The following is a 24,469-nucleotide window of genomic DNA, read 5'->3' as shown; positions in this document are numbered from 1 at the left end:
AGCTGCAAGGGCATGTGAGCTGACAAAGTTTCCTACCACATAAGAATCAACTGTATTGTATAATTGTTGAAATAAATTTCCAACCAGTAATGGTAAAGAAAATATCAATATTGATTTCCATATACTTTCCTTTAATAAATCTGTATTTTCCAACGCCTTCACCCTTCCCAAAAGAAAATGCAGAATTCCATATTGGTCTTCTACATTATGTTAAATAATTTTAACTCTTTTCTGAAAAAAATGAAAGCTTATCCTAAAATCATTTCCAATACCATTATCATACAAAATCAAAACAAGAAAGAAATTGTTGGAAGATTCGAATGTTTTCCTTGAGCCATTTCAGGAACAAGTTCTTCAACCACCACAAACAACATAGCCCCTGCCGCAAAGCTTAAACAAAACGGTAAGCATTCTAGGATCCAATTTGAAAATAAAATTGTGACATAACCAAATATAGGTTCAACAATACCCGATAATGAGCCTATCCAAAACGCCTTATGTTTTGAACAGTCATTGCTCTTTAAGGGCAAAGAAAGAATGGCTCCTTCCGGAATATTATGCAAAGTTACCGCAAATACTAGCTTTGTCGTTTTCTTAAAATGCGATTCTTTTCTCTCTTCTTCATTTGTTCCTGGATGCATATGAGGAACAATACAATCTAAGAAAAGTAGTAATAAAGCTCCTAAGAATATGCCAGGCACAATGACCAAGATATTCTTTTCTTGATTCATTGCCGGAATCAACAAAGACCAAATACTTGCAGCCACCATGACGCCCGAGGCAATACCGGAAAAGCATCTAGATAAAAGTTCACTCTGTTTATTTTTGACAAAGAACACAACGGTTGAGCCCAAAGTCGTTCCAAAAAAAGGAATTAGTAATCTTAACCACATAATCATCACCATAGTTAGTTACACTAATTCCTTTATATTCGTCAATTCAAACGCAAATTGTATGTAAATCCATGATGTTCAATGTAATCCTCCAAGATCCATCCCTTATCATGAATTTCTTTAGCTGCTTCTTTTCCTACATATCTAAAGTGCCATGGCTCATTGGTAGCTCCTGTACGGTCTCCCGTATTTTCTGGGAAGCGTAAAATAAATCCATATTTATAGGCATTTTGTTCAACCCAATTATAGTCTGGTGTTTCACCAAATGTTCCATATTCTCCATTCATTACACTTTGACTTGTTAGATCCACGCTCAATCCGCATTGATGTTCACTTGATCCTGGAATCGAAACTAGACTTGCCGCATAAGCTGCATCATACATCGCAAAATATTCATTATATACTGCTAATTGTGTGTCATAAGAACGATACGAACTCTTAATCGCAATACTGTAACCTTGTTTCAAGCCATCCTTATACATCTTTTCAAGGGCAGTTGCCGCTTCATCTCTTAATTGTCCCACTTCTGTTTCATAAGGAATATTCACATCTCTAAGATCCTTAGGGACATAGTCACTAGGTACACTAAATCCATTTTTAATTAGAATCAATGTATCTTCTGGATTTTCAATTGTATAAGAGCGACTGTCTTTTTTACTTGAATCAATCCCTGGATAAGACACTTGTAAAACTGCCTTTAATGGGCTTAACCCAGAATCTACATATTTTTTGATGTCTTGAATTTGTGCCCCTTTAACAGCCAAATATTTCTTAGCCTTTTTATATGGAACATTAGCGGAAATCAATGTATCCATGTTTGATATTGTGTACACATCTGAATTCTTAAACAAAACATTTTTGGTATATCCTAAGTAATTCAAATCTTCCATTCTTTCATAGTAAGAGTCAATATAATACACCACTTTTTTAACGCTCTTTTTAGAAGCCCTGTAATACTCATCATACAACAAGTAATGTGCATCATTCTTTACTTTATCCCACTTTGAAATATCAATGATTTGATCATACTGCAAGATGTCTTTAATATCTTCCTTCTCTAATTTTAATACAACCTTTTTATCTTCTTTATGATACCCTTTAATACTCAAACGAATACTTGTAAAATTCGCAATCAATAATGTGATACAAACGACTGGAATCAACGCGACAATTGCGATTCGTTTCGTATTTACTTTTCTCTTTTTCTTTGCCATAAACTCACCCAAATCATTATATAGAATAAGGTTATGAAAGACAAATGAGTTTTATTTACAAATTATTTTCATCTTACATGTAATATCTTTCATTACGTGATACAATAGATTTTAGAGGTGATTATATGTTATTTAAGAACGCAACCATTTATACAATGGAACAAGACCCTTTTGTAGGTGATTTTAAAATCGATAAGGGTGTATTTACACAAATAGGAAAAGATTTGACAGCAGGTGTTGGAGAAGATGTACAAGATCTAAATGGTCTATACGTATTTCCTGGTTTAGTGGAAAGTCATTGCCATTTAGGAATGGAAGAAACAGCCATTCGTTTTGAAGGCGACGATGTCAATGAAATCACAGATCCAATCACACCAAATATGCGTGGTATTGATGGATGTAATCCAATGGATGAAACAATCGAATCCGCATTAAAAGGTGGAGTTACAACGGTAGCTGCAGGTCCTGGTAGTGCCAATGTGATTGGTGGAACTTTCTTTGCGTATAAAACCGTAGGTAACTGTATTGATGAAATGACAATTGAGAATCCAATTGCTATGAAGGCAGCCTTTGGTGAAAATCCTAAGCGTTGTTATAAGGATAAGAAAATTGATACACGTATGCAGATTAGTGCATTACTTAGAGAAACTCTAGCTAAGACTAAAGAATATATGGAGAAAAAAGAAGCTGGAAAAGAAGTAGCTTATGACCAAAAACTAGAAGCCATGATTCCAGTTATCAAAAAAGAATTACCATTGAAGTGCCACGCCCATAGAGCCGATGATATTTTAACTGTCATTCGTATTGCGAAAGAATATGATATTAAAGTTACATTAGATCATGCGACGGATGCAAGATGCATTGTCGAACAAATCAAAGAAAGCGGATATCCATGTATTTGTGGTCCTAGTTTTGGTCATAAGACAAAATTTGAATTGAAATCCAAATCCTTTAAAACGCCTGGCGTATTAAACAAAGCTGGAATCTTAGTTTCCATTACAACCGATTCTCCAGTTATTCCAGAACAATATCTATCTTTATGTGCCGCTTTGGCCGCAAAAGAAGGTATGGATGAATATGAGGCTATCAAAGCCATCACAATCAATCCAGCTAAAATTTTAAAACTCGATAATCGCGTAGGTTCTATTAAAACGGGTAAAGATGCTGACTTTATTATTTGTACAAAGAATATTCTAGATACGACAAATGAAATCCAATCCGTATATATCGATGGGAAGAAGGCTGTGTAATGTTATTTAAGAACGCGACGATTTATACTATGGAAGAAGAACCCTTTATTGGTGATTTTCGAGTTGATAAAGGTGTATTTACTGAAATTGGAAAAGATTTAAGTCCAAAAGATGAAGAAGTACAAGATTTAAATGGACTATATGTATTTCCAGGACTTGTCGATGCCCACAGCCATTTAGGTATGGTATGTTCTTCCATTGGATTTGAAGGCGAAGATGGAAACGAAGTCACAGATCCCGTTACACCCAATATTCGTGGCATTGATGGCTGTAATCCAATGGATGAAACAATTAAAGAAGCATTAAAAAGCGGAGTGACTACAGTCGCTGCAGGACCAGGTAGTGCTAATGTCATTGGTGGAACTTTCTTTGCGTATAAAACTGCAGGTAACTGCATTGATGAAATGACAATTCAAAATCCTTTAGCGATGAAAGCCGCATTCGGTGAAAATCCTAAGCGCTGTTATAAGGATAAGAAAATTGATACGCGTATGCAGATTAGTGCGCTACTAAGAGAAACTCTAGCTAAGACTAAAGAGTATATGGAGAAAAAAGAAGCTGGAAAAGAAGTAGTTTATGATCAAAAGCTTGAAGCGATGATTCCGGTTATTAAAAGAGAAATGCCATTAAAGTGCCATTGTCATAGAGCCGATGATATTTTAACCGTGATTCGTATTGCGAAAGAATATGATATTGAAGTGACATTAGATCATGTAACAGATGGAAGAAGTATTATTCCACAAATTAAAGAGAGTGGCTTTCCATGTATTCTAGGTCCTTGTTTAGGTCATAAATCAAAATATGAAGTTAAAAACATGTCTTTTGAAACGGCCAATGAATTCTATAAAGCCGGTATTCCTTTCTGCATTATCACAGACTCTCCTGTAGTACCCGAACAATACTTATCATTAAGTGCAGCTCTAGCCGCAAAAGCTGGTCTTCCAGAATATGAAGCCATTAAGGCCATCACAATCAATCCAGCTAAAATTTTAAAACTAGATGATCGTATTGGTTCTATTAAAACTGGTAAGGATGCAGACTTTGTGATTTGTACAAAGAATATTTTAGATACACAAAATGAAATTAAGACAGTATATGTCAATGGAAAGAAGGAAGCATAATGTTATTTAAGAACGCAACCATTTATACAATGGAACAAGATCCATTTGTAGGTGATTTTAAAATTGATAAGGGTGTATTTACACAAATAGGAAAAGATTTAACACCAGATGTTGATGAAGACGTACAAGATCTAAATGGTCTATATGTATTCCCTGGTTTAGTTGAAAGTCATTGCCATCTAGGTATGGAAGAAACAGCTATTCGTTTTGAAGGCGATGATGTCAATGAAATCACAGATCCAATCACACCAAATATGCGTGGTATTGATGGATGTAATCCAATGGATGAAACAATCGAATCCGCATTAAAAGGTGGAGTTACAACGGTAGCTGCAGGTCCTGGTAGTGCCAATGTGATTGGTGGAACTTTCTTTGCGTATAAAACCGTAGGTAACTGTATTGATGAAATGAGCATTCAAAATCCTTTGGCTATGAAGGCAGCCTTTGGTGAAAATCCTAAGCGTTGTTATAAGGATAAGAAAATTGATACGCGTATGCAGATTAGTGCATTACTTAGAGAAACTCTAGCTAAGACTAAAGAATATATGGAGAAAAAAGAAGCTGGAAAAGAAGTAGCTTATGACCAAAAGCTTGAAGCGATGATTCCTGTTGTCAAAAGAGAAATTCCATTAAAGTGCCATGCACATAGAGCCGATGATATTTTAACAGTGATTCGCATTGCGAAAGAATATGATATTAAAGTTACATTAGATCATGTTACAGATGCTCGTTGTATCATTCCTCAAATTAAAGAAAGTGGTTTTTCATGTATTTGTGGACCTGCTTTGACTCACAAATCAAAATTTGAACTTGCGAATATGTCATTTGAAACACCAAACGAACTATATAAAGCTGGTATTTTATTCTCAATCATTACAGACTCTCCTGTAGTGCCTCAACAATACCTTTCTTTAAGTGCTGCTCTAGCCGTTAAAGCTGGTCTTCCTGAATATGAAGCTATTAAAGCCATCACAATCAATCCAGCTAAAATTTTAGGCTTAGACAATCGTTTAGGTTCAATCAAAGAAGGTAAAGATGCTGACTTTGTGATTTGTACAAAGAATATTCTAGATACGACAAATGAAATCAAAGCTGTTTATGTCGACGGAAAGAAGGCTGTGTAATGTTATTTAAGAACGCGACGATTTATACCATGGAAGAAGAACCCTTTATCGGTGATTTTCGAGTCGATAAAGGTGTATTTACAGAGATTGGAAAGAATTTAGAACCCAAAGATGAAGATATCCAAGATCTTTCGGGATTCAATGTATATCCAGGCATGGTAGAAGCCCATTGTCATTTAGGCATGGAGGAAACGGCTATTGGTTTTGAGGGCAATGATTTAAATGAAATCACAGATCCCATCACTCCAAACATGCGTGGCATTGATGGTTGTAATCCAATGGATGAAACTGTACAAACTGCATTAGAAGCAGGAGTCACAACGGTAGCTGCAGGACCTGGTAGTGCCAATGTGATTGGTGGTACATTCTTTGCGTATAAGACAAAAGGAAATTGTATTGATGAAATGGCCATTCAAAATCCAATTGCGATGAAGGCGGCTTTTGGTGAAAATCCAAAGAATTGCTACAAAGGAAAGAAAATTGATACGCGTATGCAGATTAGTGCATTATTAAGAGAAACATTAGAAAAGACAAAGGAATACATGATAAAGAAAGAATCTGGTAAGGATGTAGCTTATGATCAAAAGCTAGAAGCGATGATTCCTGTTGTCAAAAGAGAAATTCCCTTAAAGTGTCATGCTCATAGAGCCGATGATATGTTAACAGCAATTCGTATCGCAAAAGAATACAATGTAGAAATCACCTTAGATCATGCGACAGATTCACAAGCGATTCTAGATCAAATCAAAGAGAGTGGTTTTCCATGTATTTGTGGACCAAGTCTTTGTCATAAAGATAAGTTTGAATGTGCCAACGATTCGTTTGAAACCCCAAATAAGATGTATGAAAAAGGAATCTTGTTTGCGATCACAACCGATTCCCCATTCAATCCCCAACAATATCTGCCATTAAATGCAGCACTTGCACATAAGGCAGGACTACCAGAGTTAGAAGCCATCAAGGCCATCACAATCAATCCAGCTAAGATCTTACATTTAGAGAATCGAGTTGGTTCTATTAAACCTGGCAAAGATGCTGACTTTATAATTTGTACAAAAAGTTTGATTGATTTAAATAATACAATAAAAAATGTATATATTAATGGAATAAAAGCTGTCTAAGACAGCTTTTTATATGCTAAAATAGTGTGGTTGGAGAATAAAATATGAATATAGTTGAAAAATATGGTGGAACCAGCGTTGGAACAATTGAACAAATTCAGGCCATTGCACTTCATGCCAAACACATGAAAGAACAAGGTCACAATCTAGTCATTGTTGCGAGTGCCATGGGAAAAACCACAAATAAATTAATAGAATTAGCTCATAGTGTCACAAGCAATCCAAACAAACGAGAATTGGATTCTTTATTATCTACGGGTGAGCAACAAACAATTACACTTCTTGCGATTGCGATGAATTCAATAGGTTTGGATACAATCAGTTTAACTGGCTATCAAGCAGGTTTTCTTACTAGTAAACACCATTCTCGTGCTTTGATCAAAGATATTGATACAACTACAATTCAAGCTCATTTAGATCAAGGAAAAGTTGTTGTCGTAGCCGGCTTTCAAGGTGCTACTGAATATGGAGACATCACTACTTTAGGTCGCGGCGGAAGTGATACAACAGCGGTTGCGATTGCCGCAAAACTTGGCTATCAATGCCATATCTTTACCGATGTAGATGGAGTTTATACAATTGACCCGAGATTATATACGCGTGCTAAAAAATTAAAATCCATTTCTTATGAAGAAATGATGCAGATGGCCTGTTTAGGAGCTGGAGTATTAGAAACTCGAAGCGTCGAACTTGCTAGTAAGTATAATGTTCCCCTTTTCTTAGGAAAAGCTTTGGAAACAGATTTAAAGAAAGGAACTTGGATTATGCATAAAGAATTAGAAGATATGCCAATTACAGGTTTAAGTGTAAAAGATGACTATGCGATCATGCGCTTTATGCACTTACCTAATGATGGTGTTTATTTAGGAAAACTATTTAAGATGATTTCCGATTTAAATATCAACCTAGATACAATTTCACAACAATTAGATGATGAAGGCCTAGCCAACTTTACTTTATATTGTTCTGAAGAACAAAGTAATCAAATCATGGAACATGCTTCAAAGGAATATCCTGTACATCAAATGCTTGGATACATCAAATTGTCTTTAGTGGGACTTGGTATTTCTACACATTCAGGTATTGCTAGTAAAGTATTAAACATCTTAAGTGAAAATGGCATTAAGTATTATATGATTACTTCTAGTGAAATCTCTATCTCACTAACAATTGAAAAGAAAGATAAAGTTAAAGCCGTTCAAGCACTTGGAAAGGCATTTGATCTATAATGGAACTTCCAGTTAAATTTAAAGAACAAATGAAACAGCTTCTTCAAGAAGAATATGGAGATTATCTAAACAGTTTTGATCATGATAGATATTATGGTTTAAGAGTCAATACACTAAAGATTTCTGTTGAAGAATTTTTGAAGATTTCCCCCTTTAAACTACAACCCGTCCCATGGACAAATGATGGTTTTTATTATTCCAATGAAGATAAACCAAGTAAACACCCCTACTATTATGCAGGTCTTTACTATCTTCAAGAACCCAGTGCTATGTTACCAGCGCAAGTTCTTCCTGTAGACGAAAATGATATTGTATTAGATACGTGTGCAGCTCCTGGTGGAAAGAGCACAAAGCTTGCGACAAAGCTCAATCATACTGGACTTTTAATTTCAAATGATATAAGTTCTTCAAGATGCCTAGGACTCTTAAAGAACATCGAATTATTTGGTTGTGACAATGCCTGGGTTGCCAGTGAAGATTTGACAAACATGGAACAACATTATCCTGAAACATTTGATAAGATTCTAGTGGATGCCCCATGTAGTGGTGAGGGAATGTTTCGAAAAGAGCCAGACTTAATTAAAAGTTGGATTGAAAAGGATGATACATTCTATCCGCCGATTCAAAAAAACATTTTGAATGCGGCCATATCCATGTTAAAGCCTGGTGGATCTATCGTATATTCCACTTGTACTTTTTCGATTCACGAAAATGAAGAAGTTATTCAAGATGTATTAGACAAACATCCAGACTTACATCTTGCTCCTATTAATAAAATCAATGGTATGATGCCAGGTGTAAACATGGAGGAATGCGTTCGTTTATATCCACATAAAATCAAGGGAGAAGGTCACTTTGTAGCTTTACTTGTCAAAGATGGAGAAACAAAACATAAAAAAATAAGACTGGAGCCAAGCGATAAGCTTGATGATTGTGTTACTGATTTTTTACGATTGGTTAAATTAAATAAGGGTACCATTAAAATCAAAAAGGACAAGGTCATCTGGTTAAACAGTGATTTTCAAGCTTATAAAGGCTATCGCGTACTAAGATCTGGCTTATTATTAGGTCAACTTAAAGGTAAACATTTTGAACCCAGCCAAAGTCTTGCCCTTGCCCTTTGTCCTGAACAATTTAAAAATGTATTAAACTTTTCCATTGAAGATGAGCGTGTTATTAAATACTTAAAAGGTGAAACTCTCGATGTGAAAGATTTGGATTCAAAAACATCTGGATGGACACTTGTTTGCGTAAATAACTTCCCTTTAGGCTTTGCGAAACTTTCTAAAGGCTCATTAAAAAACAAATATGCGAAAGGATGGCGTTATCAATGAGACTTGACAAATATTTATCTCATATGGGATTTGGCACAAGAAACGATGTAAAAAAATTAATAAAAAACGGCTGGGTTACCATTAATGATGAAACCATAAAAAAGGCAGACTATAACGTAAAAGAAGATGATCGTGTTTGTGTGGATGATGAACCCGTAAGCTATGTAGAATACGAATACTATATTTTAAATAAGCCTCAAGGCTATGTGAGCGCCACTGAAGATATAGTCTATCCTACAGTCATGGAACTTGTCCAAAGCCAAAGACACGATCTATATCCTGTGGGAAGACTTGACGTAGATACAGAAGGCTTATTACTCATCAGCAATGATGGTAAATTAACGCATGAAGTATTATCACCAAAAAAACATGTAGATAAAAAATATTATGTTGAATTTGATGGAACTTTACCAGAAAATGCCGTAGACTTCTTTAATCAGCCTATGGAATTTGAAGAATTTACTTCAGCCCCTTCAAAACTAGAAATATTAGACACAAATAAAGCCTATCTAACGATTCATGAAGGAAAATTCCACCAAGTCAAAAGAATGTTTGAAAAGGCAAACTGCACTGTTACCTATCTTCAACGTATTGAGTTTGGTCCTTTAAAACTCAAGGATTTACCATTAGGTGAATTTAGAGCGTTAACCCAAGAAGAATTAGATGCATTAAAAGGCTAAGAAAACCTGAGAGATCATAAACTCTCAGGCTTTTTTCTTTAGTCACAAAAACGTCCATTACTTTAAAATCTCACATATGCCTTTAATACTTTCACTTCATCACAATCATAAGGCTTGATCGTATACTCGTTAATACTTGCAGGAATAATAAAGGTTTCTGCATAATGCACAATGAAAGGTTCAAAATTCCCTTCAATAATGGCACTCTTTCCATCAATTAAATTCAACATATTCACTGTACCATGTGTTTTGTGCAATGAATCATTGTTGATTGTATATCTTCTTGTTTCAATGAATTCTAGTTCATGAAGACCCGTATGTTCGATCTTACAATCATTTCCCTCTTCTTTTACTTCATAAGTCGCATTGACCAAGTTTTCTTTGACCCATTTTGTCGTACGATCCCATTGAATAACATGTTTTCCATGTTCAATATTGATAGGTCGAGGTAGGCCATCTAAGCCAAGTCTTTGCCAGTCCCACAATTTAAATGTAAAGATATAAGGTGTAGCACTAATTTCTAATACCATCGCATTCTTTCCGGAACAATGACAAGTTCCTGCTGGAATCAAGAAATGATCATGTTTCTTTGCCGGAAACTTATTGATATATTTATCTGCATCAAATACAATTTCACCACGTTGCGCAGACTCTAAATCAGAAATCATTTCATTGGGTTGAATGCCTTCTTTTAGACCTAAATAAACATGGGCATCTTCCTTAGCATCTAAAATATAGTAACTCTCATCTTGGGTGTAACTCATCCCAAAATTCTTTTTAATATATTCCGTTAATGGATGCACCTGCAAAGATAAGTTTTGTCCTTCCACCGTATCTAGAAAGTCAAAGCGAATTGGAAATTCTGCACCAAAACGAGAATAAACTTGTTCTCCCAATAATTCTTTTGGTTGATACAACACTAAATCCATAGCTGGAAGCTCTACAGTAACTCCATCATAGTCAAATAAAATACTGTTTTCTTCTGGCACACCATCAAAACTCCATGCATAATTTGGCTGATTCACATCTAAGTTACAAACTTCCTTCATCCATTGACCACCCCATACGCCTGGATCAAAGTATGGTACTGTACGAAATGGTTTTTGAGCTAATTGTTTTAAACTATCGATAAACGTATCACTCGAAATCATTTTTGGATCGTTTGATTTATTTGTATCGACCACATAATCAAAACAATTAAATCGCTCAGCCTTATGTTTATCGGCAATACGCCATTCAATAAAATAACCACGCTTATATTTCTTTAAGATATCTTCATCATAATTATCACAATTATAATTTGGCATAGATTTACGATAACGTAATTGAATTTCCCAACGTGCCATATCAAAGTAGATATACAAATCGCCATGACTTACTAAACCAGCTCCAACTCCATAAATGATAGTAGAACCATGATGTTCCTTCACCTTATTTTTAGCTTCTTCTAGCTTTTCTTCATCTATAAAATCCACAAGATTGCCATAATACATCTTGCCAAACACACGATCATCCGTTAGATTATATTTCATTTGTTCTGTCATAGTTTTGCCATCTTTAAAGATATCATACATATTGATTTCCAAAGAAAAATTGAAGCGTTTAATCAATTCATAGACTTCCTTTTCATCTACACCTGGATAATAATCAAAGACTACAACACTCCTATTATTAATTTTCTTATTTAACTCCTGATAGATTGCATCATATCCATGAAACGCTCTATGATTCTTTATTGTCGTCTTAGGAAAACGATCATATTCCGATTTAAAATTTAAATAACTCATTCTTCCTCCACTTTCAATTCACCATTTTCCTTATACACTCTTACTGTAAAAGGATGCTCTTCTACACGCTTATAATCATGACCCGCATTGCTTGGCCACATACATTGCACTTTTAATTCCGTATTACCTGTATTCACAAGGCGATGCGCCAAATGACCATCAATATAGTGAACACTTCCCACTTTTACTTTTTCAGCATGACAATGATAATCTTCATCCATCAATAAAAGAAGACCTTCACCACCCATGCCACAATAGATTTCATCACAATCTAAATTTTCATGAAAATGTCCACGCGTTACATTACATTCCCCATTCACACATACTGGCTGCATCACAGTCAATCCATAACACAACCCATCATGTTCATAGGAGTATACTTCATACATAATTTGATCATCTGAAACACTTGAATCTACATCCTTATAGAATTTCTTAGCATCTGAATACAATTTTGTACTCTTTTTAACATCCTCACCTTCAATTACACCATTTAAATAATCATGAACTACTTTAGGATCTTTAATTTCCATAATTGCCTCCTTTTAAATGTTATATCATTCAATTTCATTATAAAACCATTGTTATAACATTTCAATATAAAAACAATCACAATATTTATACATCTACAAATATCACGGATCACCATTATATTATTACTAAATTTCAATTCATTTTCTGAAGTTCACTCCCCATTTACGTGCAAATCACATATTTTAGTAATATACAATAAAATGGATCTGCTCTAGTGGCCAAATCCATTTTTTGCCTTTTGAATACGCAACGTTTTGCCTTTAATTGTCTTTAAATTCTTTAATACAAGTTTTCCCTTATCATTTAAGATATCCACATACGATTGATGATCCTGCACTTGAATCACACCTATATCATCGACCGTAACACCATCAATTTCGCAGATAGCCCCTACAATATCGCCGGGACGAATCTTCTTGTTTTTTCCTCCATTCAAATAGATTTTAGTGATGTCCTTTCTTAAATCTTTTGATTTGTCGACCACCACACGATTGGATTCTTTTAATGAATCTAAAACGTCTAAATCACTTAAATAGACTTCACCCTCTTCTTTAAATGGCAAGTTATAACCTAGATATTCTTCTAGTTTTTCTTTTCGAACTCCATCATATTCATTCACTAAACTTATAGCTAAGCCTTGTTCATCCACTCTACCGCTACGACCAATACGATGTGTATATGTTTCAACGGGACTTGGCATATCATAGTTAATGATCATCTCCACTTTAAAAACATCGATTCCTCGACTTGCGACATCGGTACAAACTAAAATACGCACCTTTCCTTTTTTAAAGCGTCGCATATGCGATAGTCGCTCTTCTTGCATCATACCACCGTGAATCTTATCGACACTGACTTGATTCTTTTCTAAACATTCATAGACTTCATCCACTCTTGCCTGCGTCTTACAAAAGATCATGCAGGATTCTGGTTTCTTTAATGCCAATAAATGAAGAAGGAATAATTCTTTGTGTTCTTCATTGACGTGATACGCCTCTTCTAGAATATTTGGCTTATTTGTACTTGTAAGATCAATTTTAGCTGGTTTATACAAATATTTCTTACTCATTCTTTGAATCACTGCAGGATAGGTTGCACTAAATAAACATGTCACATGTTTTTTTGGCATATATTTTAAAATAGCCTGTACTTCATCTAAAAAGTTCATATTCAACATTTCATCCGCTTCATCCAAAACTACATATTTAATTTTTGAAGGATCCAGTGTTTGTTGTTGAAGATGATCTAAAACTCTTCCTGGCGTACCAATCACAACATGACATCTTTGTTTCAAATCTTCCTTTTGAAACTTAAATGGCTGCTTACCAAAAATAGGTAGAGTCTTAATTTTTTTAAAGGTTCCAATACGATCAAAATCCTGTTGAATCTGTAAAGCTAGTTCTCGAGTGGGAGTAAGTACCAATGCTTGTGGGCTTCTTTCATCAATTTCTAGATTTTGAATGATAGGAATCGCAAAGGATGCTGTTTTTCCACTTCCCGTTCTTGATTTCACAATACAATCCGTTCCCAAAAGAATATTGGGAATGACTTTTTCTTGTACGGGTAATGGTTTTTCATATCCTAATGTATGTAAGGCTTGTATAATATTTTTATCTAAATTCATTTGTTCAAATGTCATTGTATCACCCACAAGATTATATCATGTTAATAATATTTAACAGAAACAAAATATATTATAAGCTACAATAAAGGCATGAAATATAAAACTTTAGTGATGAAACAAATTGACCAACATACATATCAATATAGTATGAATGCGCCTTTAGACAATTTAAGTCCCATTCTTTCTTTTGATGAAGAAATATTAAAAGTGAATTTTGGCAATGAATTGGAATACGCCTTAAATTGTAAAGTCTTAAAAGATGGATTCCTTTTGGAACCAAAAGACAATATGACACTGACTGAATGGGCTCCTTTTTTCGTGTTATCTTTTATTTTACAGTACTACAAATCATTTAGAAATCTACCCCCTATATTAATGAGTGTAGATAAAGAAATGCAGGAAAAATATAGTCAGGAGGAATTAATTCGAAACTTATTTCAATAAGTTTCATTTTTTTATGTAATAATTTTCACAATAGAGTATAATCAAAATGAGGTGAACTTTTATGAACATGACAACATTGAACACGCCACTTCCTGAAGATTTAATGAAATTAAAATGGAATGGGCAATTTAAATTGATGCAGGAGATGATTGATTTACGTCTTCAAAAGGACATTCCTGCCAAACTAAAGGAACGTTTAGAATTAGAAAAAGAATTGATTTCTCGTCTTCCCGAAGATTTTACGTATTCAAAAGAAGACGCCATTGAATTATTAAAATCAAAGATTGAAGATTTCAAAGAGGAAGAATTTGATGAATTATTCAAAGACAATGCGTTTGAATGGATCTTCATTGAGGGAAAAATGTATTTAAAAGACAATTTTTTTGAAAACCTAATTAAAGTGCGTAAGGTTTATAAAGATCGTTTAATTGAAAAAGATGGTGCTGCAAGTACTTTATTAGATGATGTAATGCATAAAATGAAAGAAGAAAAGGATGTTTACTGCAAGATTCATGTCAAGACAAGCTTAAAGGTGGATCCTGCATTTGAAAAGCCTGGAAAAACGATTCGTGTATGGCTTCCTATTCCGAAAGAATATGCGCAGGTTGAGGATTTTAAAATATTAAATACATCCCATGAAGGTCTAGTAAATGATAACAGTGTGGATCAAAGATGTGTTTATATTGAAAAACCATACGAAAAAGGTGAAGAATTCAGTGTAGAATATGAATTCATCAATCACATGCACTATGAAGAATTAGATCCTAGTATTGTGACGAATGAACATCCAGATACTTGTCTTGAAGAATATGCGCCACACGTTGTATTTACAGATTATTTAAAAGATGTTGTTAAAGAAATCATTGGTAAAGAAACAAATCCATTATTAAAGGCTAAATTGATTTATGACTATATCACAAGTCATGTCACATATTCATATGTACGTGCTTATGCGACTTTACCTTGTATTCCAGAATATATCACAACTGGATTGAAGGGTGACTGTGGTTTACAAGCATTGACATTTATTACTCTATGTCGTATTGCGGGCATTCCTGCCACTTGGCAAGCTGGACTTTATACTACACCAGAAACAATTGGCAATCATGACTGGGCCAGATTCTATGTAGCTCCATATGGATGGTTATATGCAGATTGTTCATTTGGTGGAGGATCATATCGTGCCGGAAACTTAGAAAGAAGAGATTTCTATTTTGGATATCTAGATCCCTTTAGAACTCCATGTTCATCTAAATTCCAAGGTGATTTTGTGCCAGCCAAAAACTTCTTACCAAACGATCCATATGACAACCAAAATGGTGAAATGGAATATGTAGATGAAGCTATTCCTGGAAAATACATCATTAAAGAGACAAAGAATATCGAAATTGCCCTTATGGAGGATAAAAATGCGTAGGCCTATTATCGGTCTAACGTGCAATGAATTGGATAAAGAGAATTTACCTAAACAATTTATCAATGAAGCCTATATTAATAGTGTTATTCGTGGTGGTGGCTGCCCGATGATTCTTCCTATCACAAATGACTATGATACAATTCAAGCTCAAGTTAATCCATTAGATGGATTAATTGTGACAGGTGGAATTGATGTGAATCCTATGATTTATAATGAAAATCCAGAACCTTTACAAGGTAATTCAAGCTTAGACCGTGATTATTATGAAATGCGAGTATTAAAATATGCCAAGGAAAAACAGATTCCCATTTTTGGAATCTGCCGTGGCATTCAGATGTTGAATGTCTATTTTAAAGGATCTTTGTATCAAGATTTATCGTATTGTAAAAGAAGCGTCATTAAACATGCGCAACAAGAAAAAAGAGAAAATCCAAGTCATAAGATCCATATTGAAAAGGATAGCTTTTTATATCCTAGTTTAAGTGATGAAGCTTATGTGAATAGTTTTCATCATCAGGCCATCAAAGATTTAGCACCAAACTTTAAAGTTGTAGCTAAAGCTCCAGATGGCATTATTGAAGCCATTGAACATGAGTCATTACCAATTTATGCCGTACAATTTCATCCAGAAGCATTGTCCCATAAATATGGTGAGATGCAAGATATATTCAATGTTTTTATCAAAAAGTGCGAGGTGAAATAATGCGTATTCAAGAAAACTTAGAAAAATCAAAATATGAGGCGGATGGAAGCATTCAAATTCAAGGAACAACCATTCCTTATCATACAATTTGTGAAGACAATTTCTTTGTAGATGAAGAAAATAATCCAGTCGCATCCATCTTTAGTTATGCCTATTTTAGAAGTGATGTTCAAGACAATTCTAAACGACCTATTCTATTTATTTATAATGGAGGTCCAGGATGTGCAAGTCTTTGGCTTCACATGGGATTATTTGGCCCAAGAATTGTAAAATTAGATGATGAACTAAATCTTCCAACTGTTCCTCCTTTTGAACTAGAAGACAATCCTCATTGTTTATTAGACTTATGTGATTTAGTCTTTATTGATCCTGCTGGAACAGGTTTAGGTCGTTTGATTCAGGAAAAGGCAAGAAAAGAATTTTATGAAACGCATGGCGATGTTCGAAGTGTTTCTAAATTCATTGAACAATTCTTAGCACGTTATAACCGTAGAAATTCACCAGTATTACTTGCGGGTGAAAGCTATGGTACGGCAAGAAGTGCCTTACTTGCAGGAGAGTTGATGGGTGCAGGTCCTGAAAAGGCCGATACGATGGGCATTAGTGTCAGTGGTATCTTCTTACTTGGAAGTTACTTTATTGAAAAGCTTCCGGTTGAAGCAAGTGCAACAGACTTAATCACAATGGCTGCCACAAATTATTTCCATAATCCAAAGGAAAATATTTCACAAAAAGACTTTATTGATGAAGCCTTTACATTCGCATCCACTGAATATGTCACAGCCTTATTTTTAGGGGATACCTGTCCTAATAAAGAAGAAATTGCGGATAAACTAGCTTACTATTCTGGTATTGATAAAACATATTGGTTAAGACACCATTTACATATGGATATGCAAAAAGGCTTTGCGCATAAATTATTAGAAGACAAGGGCTTAGCTTTAGGATTCTATGACGGGCGTTATACATGGAATGATGATCCAGAAATCATGGAAGCCAATGTCATTGCGGATGACCCAGCTATGGGACAATATACACCTGCTTTCCAGACTGCCTATGGATTGATGCGTCAAGAATTGAATATCACAAGTGATCGCATCTCAAAAGGCTTAGTCTTTGATGTAAATATGACATGGAATCGTGAATTCAAAACGAGTCCTGCCCAATCCTTAGCTGGATGTATGCGAAGAAACAAACAGATGAAAGTCTTCTTTGCCTCAGGTCTATATGATCTTTGTACAACGGCTGGAAATGCCAGATATTTGGCAACCCATTCCAACCTAGATCAAAATCGAGTTACAATTGGTGAATATCCAAGTGGACATATGGCTTATCTTGGTAAAGAAAGCTTTGATCTATTAGCCAAGGACATGCGTGCATTCTTTGAAAGCTGTATTTAACACAAAAACCGTCAAGCGACGGTTTCTTTTTTATTTATACTTTTTCAACATTTCTAACTTAAGATTCAATAACTTTTCACTTAAGTCAACATAATATTCTTGCGGATATACAAAACGTTTGATTTCATCCCAAATTGTAGCTAGTTCCTTTTCACTATATGCACGAATTTCTTCTAGGCTTGGAAGATCATATACTAGCTTACCATCTTTAAAGATTGGCACTAACATATCGCGTACTGTATATGTATTGGCAGGAATCACTTTGTATTTCCAACGTGACATTGGATGATAGATAGTTAGATCTTGCGTTGTATCGATCACTTCATCTTCTAATGTCAATAAATCGGCAATAGCCATACCTGTTTCTTTGTCCATGATACGATTCAAATTCTTCATACCTGGATTTGTCACTTTTTCAACATTGTCACTAATTTTGATTTTCGGAATCATATGGCCATCTTTTTCAAGCGCCACCATTTTATAAACACCACCAAATACTGGCGAATTTTTTGAACAAATCAAGTTTTCACCAACCCCAAACGAATCAATTTTAGCGCCTTGTTGATGAATCAAAGATTCAATGACATATTCATCCAAGGAATTGGATACAACAATCTTACAATCTTTCATTCCTGCTTCATCTAACATTTTGCGAACTTTTTTAGAAAGATATGACATATCTCCACTATCAATACGAACACCTTTTAAGCGGTATCCATTTGGTTCTAAATAATCCTTAGCTACTTTAATCGCATTCACAATACCTGATTTTAAAGTAGAATATGTATCAATCAATAAAGTACATGCGTCTGGATATGTTTTGGCATAATACATAAATGCATCATATTCGGTATCAAAGCTTTGAATAAATGAGTGAGCCATTGTACCAAGTACAGGTACACCAAACTCTTTTCCTGAATACGTAGTGGCACTTCCTGCACAACCTGCAATATAAGCTGCTCTAGCTCCTAGAATGGCTGCATCAAAGTTATGAGCTCGACGTGCACCAAATTCCATAACAGCTCTTCCTTCACTGGCTTGTACAATACGACGTGATTTTGTCGCAATCAAAGTCTGGTGATTGATTGCCAAAAGTAATGCCGTTTCTACAAGTTGCGCTTCAATAATTGGCGCTTTTACACGAACTAATGGTTCATGAGGAAATACAGGTGTTCCTTCTGGAATCGCATAAATATCTCCAGTAAAACGAATGGTTGATAGATATTCTAGAAAATCTTCACTAAATTGGTTTAATGAGCGCAAATAATCAATATCTTCTTTTTCAAAATGTAAATTAGAAACATAGTCTACAACTTGTTCCAAGCCTGCAAATACACAATATCCCCCGTCATCCGGATTTTTACGATAGAATAAGTCAAATACGACTTCTTTGTCTTTATTATCATTAAAATAACATTGACTCATTGTTAGTTCATAAAAGTCCATGACTAAACTTAAATTTCTCTTATCTTTCATTTTATAATCTTTACTCCCTTACTTCAGAAACAACTTGAATGCCATTCATTTCCATCATTCTAAATGCGACATCATTCCAGAATGTGGCTTCATGTATTTCTGGTATATGATAGGTTTCTGTACAGTTTTCAACCACGACAATACGATATTCATTCATATTATGTTCATTCAACCATGTGTTTAAGCTCAATACGAAATGAAGAACACAAAGATCTGTACAACAGCCCGTCACAATTATATCACGATAATACTTCAAATCTGAATTTAGAAACTCTTCAAATTCTGGTGCCACAAATGTATTCGTACTGTTCTTTTTAATTACGTGTTTCACAAATGGCTTTAAAGAATCTACTACTTCAGCTTCTTCACTGCCAATTACACAATGCGTTGGAAACGAATTGAATTCACGCGTCTTTGGTGGATGTGAATCACATACAAAGACATTGTTGCAGTCTAAGCTTGTTAATAGATTTTCAATATTCTTTTCCACATTGCCAATGACTTCATCATGTAAGGGCCCTATGTTCACAAACCCTTTGATCATATCCACCACAAATACTACGGGATCATTTAATTCATTTTTTTGAATGGATTTATAATTATTTTTTTCTAAACGTGCCATATATACCTCTAAACGAGAATAAGAGTTCTACGCAGAACTCTTATTCTTCAACTTCTTTGTTTGTTTTAAATTCCTTTAATTTTTCTTCAAGCATTGATTTGAATTCTGGATTTGCCTTAATGTAAGCTTTGGCAGCCTCTTTACCCTGACCGATTTTTTCTCCTTCATAACTGAACCATGCCCCTGCTTTTTTTACAATATTGGCATCGACACATAAATCTAATAATTCACTAATGTAAGAAATTCCTTCGCCATACATAATTTCTAATACGGCAGACTTAAATGGAGGTGCTACCTTATTCTTAACAATTTTAACTTTTACTTTGTTTCCAACAATATCTGTACCATTTTTTATGGCATCCGCCTTACGAATATCCACACGAACAGAAGAATAGAATTTTAATGCACGGCCACCCGGAGTTGTTTCTGGATTTCCATAAATAACACCTACTTTTTCACGAAGCTGGTTGATAAAAATAGCTGTACAATCATTTTGGTTCATTGCTCCGGCAAGCTTACGCATTGCCTTTGACATCATACGAGCTTGTAATCCAACTTGATTATCTCCCATTTCACCATCTAATTCAGCTTGTGGAACTAAAGCTGCAACACTGTCCACAACAACCAAATCAACAGCTCCACTTTCAACAAGCATCAACATAATGTCTAAACCTTGTTCCCCAGAATCTGGCTGAGATAAAATCAACTCATCAATGTTAACACCTAAATTTTTTGCGTATACTGGATCGATTGCGTTTTCCGCATCAATAAAGGCTGCACGACCACCCTTTTTTTGAACTTCTGCAACGGCATGTAAAGCAAGTGTTGTTTTACCACTTGATTCTGGACCAAAGATTTCAATAATTCTTCCCTTTGGATATCCACCGATACCTAAAGCATCATCCAATAATAAACTTCCAGAAGGAATGGGTTCAATATCTACGGCTGCTCTATCCCCTAATTTCATGACAGAACCTTTACCATATTCCCTTTCGATTTCTGTTAGTACATCACTTAAAAGTTTATCTTTATTTGTTTCTACTTTTTCTTTTGGCATATATTCTCCTTTTGAATTGTTTGTATCAATATATCTATCATTTGACAAACAACATGCTCTCTTACATCATTTCTAGATAGACCTGTACATTGAAAACCATATACACGAACCTCTTTTTTAGAAGCAATAGCACAATAGACTCTTCCTGCTGGTTTTTCTTCCCAGGCACTCGGACCTGCGTTGCCCGTAAAAGACACACAATAATCCACATCCATAATTTCTCTTGTGTTTTTGGCCATGGCATAGGCACACTCTTCACTAATTACACCATAATTTTGAATTAAGTTCACATCCACATGAGCTAATACACTTTTCATTGGTGTAAAATAAGTCACTAGACCACCTTTTAAAATAACACTTGCCCCAGGAATAGAAGCAATCGTACTCGTAAATAGGCCAGCCGTTAGACTTTCACAGCTAGAAATAGTCAAATGATTTTCTGTACATAAAGAAACAAGTTGTTTTGCCTCAGTCATTACATAGTCTCCAAAACGTATTTTTTCAATTGGTTGAAATAAATCCATCCACTATATAAAGAAGCCACTGTTGCTGCCCACAACAATATTTGGTCCATACAAATACCCATATAGACAAACGGCCAATCTTTCAATAACAAGAATACAAGTGCAAACATTTGTAGTACTGTCTTTAGTTTTCCAAAAATACCTGCACTTACAACTTCACCAGAATTAGCTGCGCTCATTCGTAAGCCATCAACAATCAAGTCTCTTGCGATCATTAGTAATACTGCAATCACATTGGCTTGATGAAAATAAACCATCAAGATCAAAACTGTGTTCACTAACATCTTATCTGCGATGGGATCCGCAAATTTTCCAAAAGAAGTAATCCAATTGTTCTTTCTTGCTAACATTCCATCAAAGAAATCTGTAATACTCGCAACCGCAAAAATTACAAATGCAATCACATCACGTAGTGCAAGACCACTTGCTTCATCTATAACACCAATGGTCGGGTCCATACATAAATATACAGCCACAACAACAGGAACTAATAAAATTCTAATAATTGTTAGTCTGTTCGGCATATTCATCTTGGCCATAAGTTACATCCTCCCCTTGTGCATATAGATTTTCATCTGTGTAACCATAATCATAATCGTAATCATAGTCACTATCCTCATATTCAGTTTCATCTTCTTCAACAGGTTTTTGGTATCCCTTACCAATTTGTAGTGTGATAATGGCAGGCTCACCCTGCTTCCAACCTTCTTTATCAAAAGAAATTTCTTTTCCGTCAATAGAAATACTGTTTTCTGAATATGTCTCAATACTAATTTCAAAAGTACAATCATCGGATAATTCTAAGCTATGATTGAATGTACCCGTATATACTTTTGAAGTGTCATTAATTGTTTCATCATTCTTTTTCAAAGTAATTTTTGTCTTTGTCGGTAACGTAATACTTAAATCCAATGTTTTTACATCCGATTGAATATTCGAAAGCTGATATGCGTTGGTTTCACCGCTAATTTTATCAACAACTAAAGCCTGAGCCTCTTTAGCTTTTTTACGCTGGTTTGCGAGTTTATTTGTCTCCTGTTCTTTTTTAGACAATTGCTCTTCACGAAGCTCTTGCTGCGTTGCTAGTTTTTGATTTGAAATCGAACGCAATCCCACATTGATCAAGGATAAAACTCCCAATCCAATGATTCCAATCAGGACAAGCATTTTGATGATCTTCGTCTGGTTTGCGTTCAATGAAGAACTTGTTCTACTGACATGTTTTTGAAACCATCCTAAAGATGATTTTTTCTTTTTCTTAGTCGTCTTTTTTGTCTTTTGAACACTCGCCATTTGTTCAACCATACGTCTTTGTGCCATAGTTAAAGCCATGTCTCTTTGATGCGCAAATTCATTGACATCCACATCAACTTCATCTGAAATGGCCTGCCAATTTACACCAATCGCATCCGAATAGGCATGCACAAAATAGCGAACGAAAGATAAGTCATCGGAGAAAACATCAAGGTTGTGTTCTTCGATTGCTTGTATATATTGAGGCGCTAAACGCGTCTGATTTGAAACATCCTGAATGGAAAGTTTTAGGTTTGTTCGACGTTCTTTTAAGATGTGATAATAAGCCACTAAAACTCCCCCTTTGAAGTTTATTATAACAAATTCAAAGCAAGAATACCACGATGTGCTATAATTATTTACGAAAGGATGAATGAAATGTCACAACTTAATTTTTCAATCGGAACATTTTCTCAATGCATGAGTTTCTCTCCACAAGATATTAAAATCGATAATTTTGAAGACTATACACTCTATTGTATTGACTGTGAAAATGTCCAACAATTTGACACAAACACGCTAAAAGCCACAAGTCCTAGCGTCTTCTTTTTCTTTGGAAACTTTGAAAAAATAGGGCAAAAGTGCTGGCAACAAATCTTTGCGATTGCGAAGGATTTCCCAAATTCTTATTGTTTCAATACACACCAAAGCCAAAAGAATTTTGCGGATATCTATTGTGCTACTTTACTTGGACAAATTGTTGCCAATATAGTCCCTAAAAAAATTCTTCTTGTCACAAATGATCAAGGATTTCAAGGTATTAAACAAGCCTTGTTGTTCCAAGGAAAAGATATCGACATTGAAATCTTACAGACAAGAGACCCGTTCTTGTTGCCTTTAAAGGAAGAAACGCTTAAGTCTCAACCAAAACAGACACAAAAACAAAAGAAACAAACAAATACCTCAAAGCCAAATGAAGCAAGTGATGAAGAGGTAATAGAAGCACTAAAGAAATATCCAAAAATCAATACCCGCTATGCATCTATTGATGATTTAAGTAAGTATTTAATGCCCATCTTAGCAAACAAACAAAAGAAATGTAAACTTTCCAAATGGATTGAGAGTGACTACGCAAAAAAAGTTGGGCGCTATAAAAAAGATTCGAAAGGAAAATATTATAAATTAAAATGATAAAAACAATATATTTAGCTGGAGGCTGCTTTTGGGGTGTGCAGCATTATTTTGATCAATTTGATGGAATTGTAAAAACAACCGTTGGTTATGCGAATGGTAACACAGAAAACCCAGTATATAAGGATGTCAAAAAAGGTTTGACTGGTCATGCAGAAACTTTAGAAATTCAATATGATGACACAGTGATTTCATTACCTAAAATTCTAGACTTATACTTTGACATTATTGATCCTGTTTCTGTCAACCAACAAGGTGAAGACATTGGTATTTCCTATCGTACAGGTATTTATTATGTGGAAAAAATAGATTTTGAAATCATCCAATCTAAATATAATGAAATCCAAAAGAAATATGATTTACCTCTAGCTGTTGAAGTAGAGCCTATGAAAAACTTTTTTAATGCCGAAGAATACCATCAAAAATACCTGGATAAAAATCCAGGGGCTTATTGCCATATACCTGCATCAAAATTTAAGAAGGGACTTTAA

At 34.8% G+C, this 24,469-nt stretch carries 24 protein-coding genes and 1 pseudogene; 13 read left to right on the top strand and 12 right to left on the bottom strand.

Annotation, left to right across the window (positions count from 1 at the left end):
- From FYJ55_RS10945 to FYJ55_RS02310, 3 genes and pseudogenes are all read right to left on the bottom strand, one after another.
- A pseudogene (locus FYJ55_RS10945) lies at window positions 1–153 on the bottom strand (MATE family efflux transporter); the annotation flags it as partial.
- Between the two features lie 134 nt (window positions 154–287).
- Window positions 288–899, bottom strand: a complete 612-nt coding sequence (locus FYJ55_RS02315) for a ZIP family metal transporter (RefSeq protein WP_154555466.1) — start codon at window positions 897–899, stop codon at window positions 288–290.
- Window positions 900–934: 35 nt separating this feature from the next.
- Window positions 935–2,107, bottom strand: a complete 1,173-nt coding sequence (locus tag FYJ55_RS02310; RefSeq protein WP_154555462.1) for a M15 family metallopeptidase — start codon at window positions 2,105–2,107, stop codon at window positions 935–937.
- A gap of 125 nt (window positions 2,108–2,232) precedes the next feature.
- On the opposite strand from FYJ55_RS02310, the gene FYJ55_RS02305 reads away from it, so the two are divergent.
- The 7 genes from FYJ55_RS02305 to FYJ55_RS02275 are packed head-to-tail and all read left to right on the top strand — an operon-like array spanning window position 2,233 to window position 9,966.
- Window positions 2,233–3,357: an amidohydrolase gene (locus FYJ55_RS02305; protein ID WP_154555461.1), complete on the top strand. Its 1,125-nt coding sequence runs from the start codon at window positions 2,233–2,235 to the stop codon at window positions 3,355–3,357.
- The gene (locus FYJ55_RS02300) at window positions 3,357–4,478 is read left to right on the top strand and encodes an amidohydrolase (RefSeq protein ID WP_154555460.1); all 1,122 of its coding nucleotides are present in this window, start codon (window positions 3,357–3,359) and stop codon (window positions 4,476–4,478) included. The genes FYJ55_RS02305 and FYJ55_RS02300 overlap by 1 nt, the downstream gene beginning before the upstream one ends.
- Complete coding sequence (locus FYJ55_RS02295; RefSeq protein ID WP_154555459.1) at window positions 4,478–5,602, top strand: amidohydrolase; 1,125 nt, start codon at window positions 4,478–4,480, stop codon at window positions 5,600–5,602. Before FYJ55_RS02300 ends, FYJ55_RS02295 begins: the two co-directional genes overlap by 1 nt.
- A complete protein-coding gene (locus tag FYJ55_RS02290; RefSeq protein WP_154555458.1) occupies window positions 5,602–6,723 on the top strand; it encodes an amidohydrolase in 1,122 nt (373 codons plus the stop codon). Before FYJ55_RS02295 ends, FYJ55_RS02290 begins: the two co-directional genes overlap by 1 nt.
- A gap of 44 nt (window positions 6,724–6,767) precedes the next feature.
- Window positions 6,768–7,952 carry an aspartate kinase gene (locus FYJ55_RS02285; RefSeq protein WP_154555457.1) on the top strand — a complete coding sequence of 395 codons (1,185 nt, stop codon included), beginning with the start codon at window positions 6,768–6,770 and terminating at the stop codon, window positions 7,950–7,952.
- On the top strand, window positions 7,952–9,286 hold the full coding sequence (locus FYJ55_RS02280; RefSeq protein ID WP_154555456.1) for an RsmF rRNA methyltransferase first C-terminal domain-containing protein: 1,335 nt from the start codon (window positions 7,952–7,954) through the stop codon (window positions 9,284–9,286). The genes FYJ55_RS02285 and FYJ55_RS02280 overlap by 1 nt, the downstream gene beginning before the upstream one ends.
- On the top strand, window positions 9,283–9,966 hold the full coding sequence (locus FYJ55_RS02275; RefSeq protein ID WP_154555455.1) for a pseudouridine synthase: 684 nt from the start codon (window positions 9,283–9,285) through the stop codon (window positions 9,964–9,966). Before FYJ55_RS02280 ends, FYJ55_RS02275 begins: the two co-directional genes overlap by 4 nt.
- Before the next feature lie 62 nt (window positions 9,967–10,028).
- Here the strand turns inward: FYJ55_RS02275 and FYJ55_RS02270 are convergent, their stop codons facing one another.
- The 3 genes from FYJ55_RS02270 to FYJ55_RS02260 form a co-directional block, all read right to left on the bottom strand.
- The gene (locus FYJ55_RS02270) at window positions 10,029–11,753 is read right to left on the bottom strand and encodes a class I mannose-6-phosphate isomerase (protein WP_154555454.1); all 1,725 of its coding nucleotides are present in this window, start codon (window positions 11,751–11,753) and stop codon (window positions 10,029–10,031) included.
- Window positions 11,750–12,286: a glucose-6-phosphate isomerase family protein gene (locus FYJ55_RS02265; protein WP_154555453.1), complete on the bottom strand. Its 537-nt coding sequence runs from the start codon at window positions 12,284–12,286 to the stop codon at window positions 11,750–11,752. The genes FYJ55_RS02270 and FYJ55_RS02265 overlap by 4 nt, the downstream gene beginning before the upstream one ends.
- Before the next feature lie 212 nt (window positions 12,287–12,498).
- The gene (locus FYJ55_RS02260) at window positions 12,499–13,926 is read right to left on the bottom strand and encodes a DEAD/DEAH box helicase (protein ID WP_154555465.1); all 1,428 of its coding nucleotides are present in this window, start codon (window positions 13,924–13,926) and stop codon (window positions 12,499–12,501) included.
- A gap of 75 nt (window positions 13,927–14,001) precedes the next feature.
- Here FYJ55_RS02260 and FYJ55_RS02255 point away from each other — a divergent pair, with 75 nt between their 5' ends.
- The 4 genes from FYJ55_RS02255 to FYJ55_RS02240 all read left to right on the top strand — a co-directional run bounded on the left by FYJ55_RS02255 (window position 14,002) and on the right by FYJ55_RS02240 (window position 17,875).
- Window positions 14,002–14,355, top strand: a complete 354-nt coding sequence (locus FYJ55_RS02255; RefSeq protein ID WP_154555452.1) for a hypothetical protein — start codon at window positions 14,002–14,004, stop codon at window positions 14,353–14,355.
- A 61-nt stretch (window positions 14,356–14,416) separates the two neighbouring features.
- Entirely contained in the window at window positions 14,417–15,772 is a 1,356-nt protein-coding gene (locus FYJ55_RS02250; RefSeq protein ID WP_154555451.1) for a transglutaminase-like domain-containing protein, read from the top strand.
- Window positions 15,765–16,475 (top strand): gamma-glutamyl-gamma-aminobutyrate hydrolase family protein, encoded by a 711-nt coding sequence (locus FYJ55_RS02245; protein WP_195836638.1) that lies wholly within the window; start codon window positions 15,765–15,767, stop codon window positions 16,473–16,475. Before FYJ55_RS02250 ends, FYJ55_RS02245 begins: the two co-directional genes overlap by 8 nt.
- Complete coding sequence (locus FYJ55_RS02240) at window positions 16,475–17,875, top strand: S10 family peptidase (RefSeq protein ID WP_154555449.1); 1,401 nt, start codon at window positions 16,475–16,477, stop codon at window positions 17,873–17,875. Before FYJ55_RS02245 ends, FYJ55_RS02240 begins: the two co-directional genes overlap by 1 nt.
- 30 nt (window positions 17,876–17,905) lie before the next feature.
- On the opposite strand, the gene FYJ55_RS02235 is transcribed toward FYJ55_RS02240, so the two are convergent.
- Genes FYJ55_RS02235 through FYJ55_RS02210 form a run of 6 tightly spaced genes read right to left on the bottom strand, consistent with a single transcriptional unit; the run spans window position 17,906 to window position 23,138 of the window.
- Entirely contained in the window at window positions 17,906–19,351 is a 1,446-nt protein-coding gene (locus tag FYJ55_RS02235) for a nicotinate phosphoribosyltransferase (protein WP_154555448.1), read from the bottom strand.
- 10 nt (window positions 19,352–19,361) lie between these two features.
- Window positions 19,362–19,973 (bottom strand): cysteine hydrolase family protein, encoded by a 612-nt coding sequence (locus FYJ55_RS02230; protein WP_154555447.1) that lies wholly within the window; start codon window positions 19,971–19,973, stop codon window positions 19,362–19,364.
- Between the two features lie 40 nt (window positions 19,974–20,013).
- A complete protein-coding gene (recA, locus tag FYJ55_RS02225) occupies window positions 20,014–21,030 on the bottom strand; it encodes a recombinase RecA (RefSeq protein ID WP_117572661.1) in 1,017 nt (338 codons plus the stop codon).
- On the bottom strand, window positions 21,012–21,506 hold the full coding sequence (locus tag FYJ55_RS02220; protein WP_154555446.1) for a CinA family protein: 495 nt from the start codon (window positions 21,504–21,506) through the stop codon (window positions 21,012–21,014). The genes recA and FYJ55_RS02220 overlap by 19 nt, the downstream gene beginning before the upstream one ends.
- Window positions 21,506–22,093, bottom strand: coding sequence for a CDP-diacylglycerol--glycerol-3-phosphate 3-phosphatidyltransferase (gene pgsA, locus FYJ55_RS02215; protein ID WP_326831833.1), 588 nt, complete (start codon window positions 22,091–22,093; stop codon window positions 21,506–21,508). The genes FYJ55_RS02220 and pgsA overlap by 1 nt, the downstream gene beginning before the upstream one ends.
- Entirely contained in the window at window positions 22,053–23,138 is a 1,086-nt protein-coding gene (locus FYJ55_RS02210) for a helix-turn-helix domain-containing protein (protein ID WP_154555445.1), read from the bottom strand. Before FYJ55_RS02210 ends, pgsA begins: the two co-directional genes overlap by 41 nt.
- An 87-nt stretch (window positions 23,139–23,225) precedes the next feature.
- On the opposite strand from FYJ55_RS02210, the gene FYJ55_RS02205 reads away from it, so the two are divergent.
- Together FYJ55_RS02205 and msrA are read left to right on the top strand one after the other, a co-directional pair.
- The gene (locus FYJ55_RS02205; protein WP_154555444.1) at window positions 23,226–23,978 is read left to right on the top strand and encodes a hypothetical protein; all 753 of its coding nucleotides are present in this window, start codon (window positions 23,226–23,228) and stop codon (window positions 23,976–23,978) included.
- Window positions 23,975–24,469: a peptide-methionine (S)-S-oxide reductase MsrA gene (gene msrA, locus FYJ55_RS02200; RefSeq protein ID WP_154555443.1), complete on the top strand. Its 495-nt coding sequence runs from the start codon at window positions 23,975–23,977 to the stop codon at window positions 24,467–24,469. Before FYJ55_RS02205 ends, msrA begins: the two co-directional genes overlap by 4 nt.

It is taken from the genome of Holdemanella porci (assembly GCF_009696075.1).
In the GTDB taxonomy this organism is placed as follows: Bacteria; Bacillota_I; Bacilli_A; order Erysipelotrichales; family Erysipelotrichaceae; genus Holdemanella; species Holdemanella porci.
The sequence above is the reverse complement of the archived record's forward strand: the minus strand, read 5'-3'. Positions and strand labels throughout refer to the sequence as shown.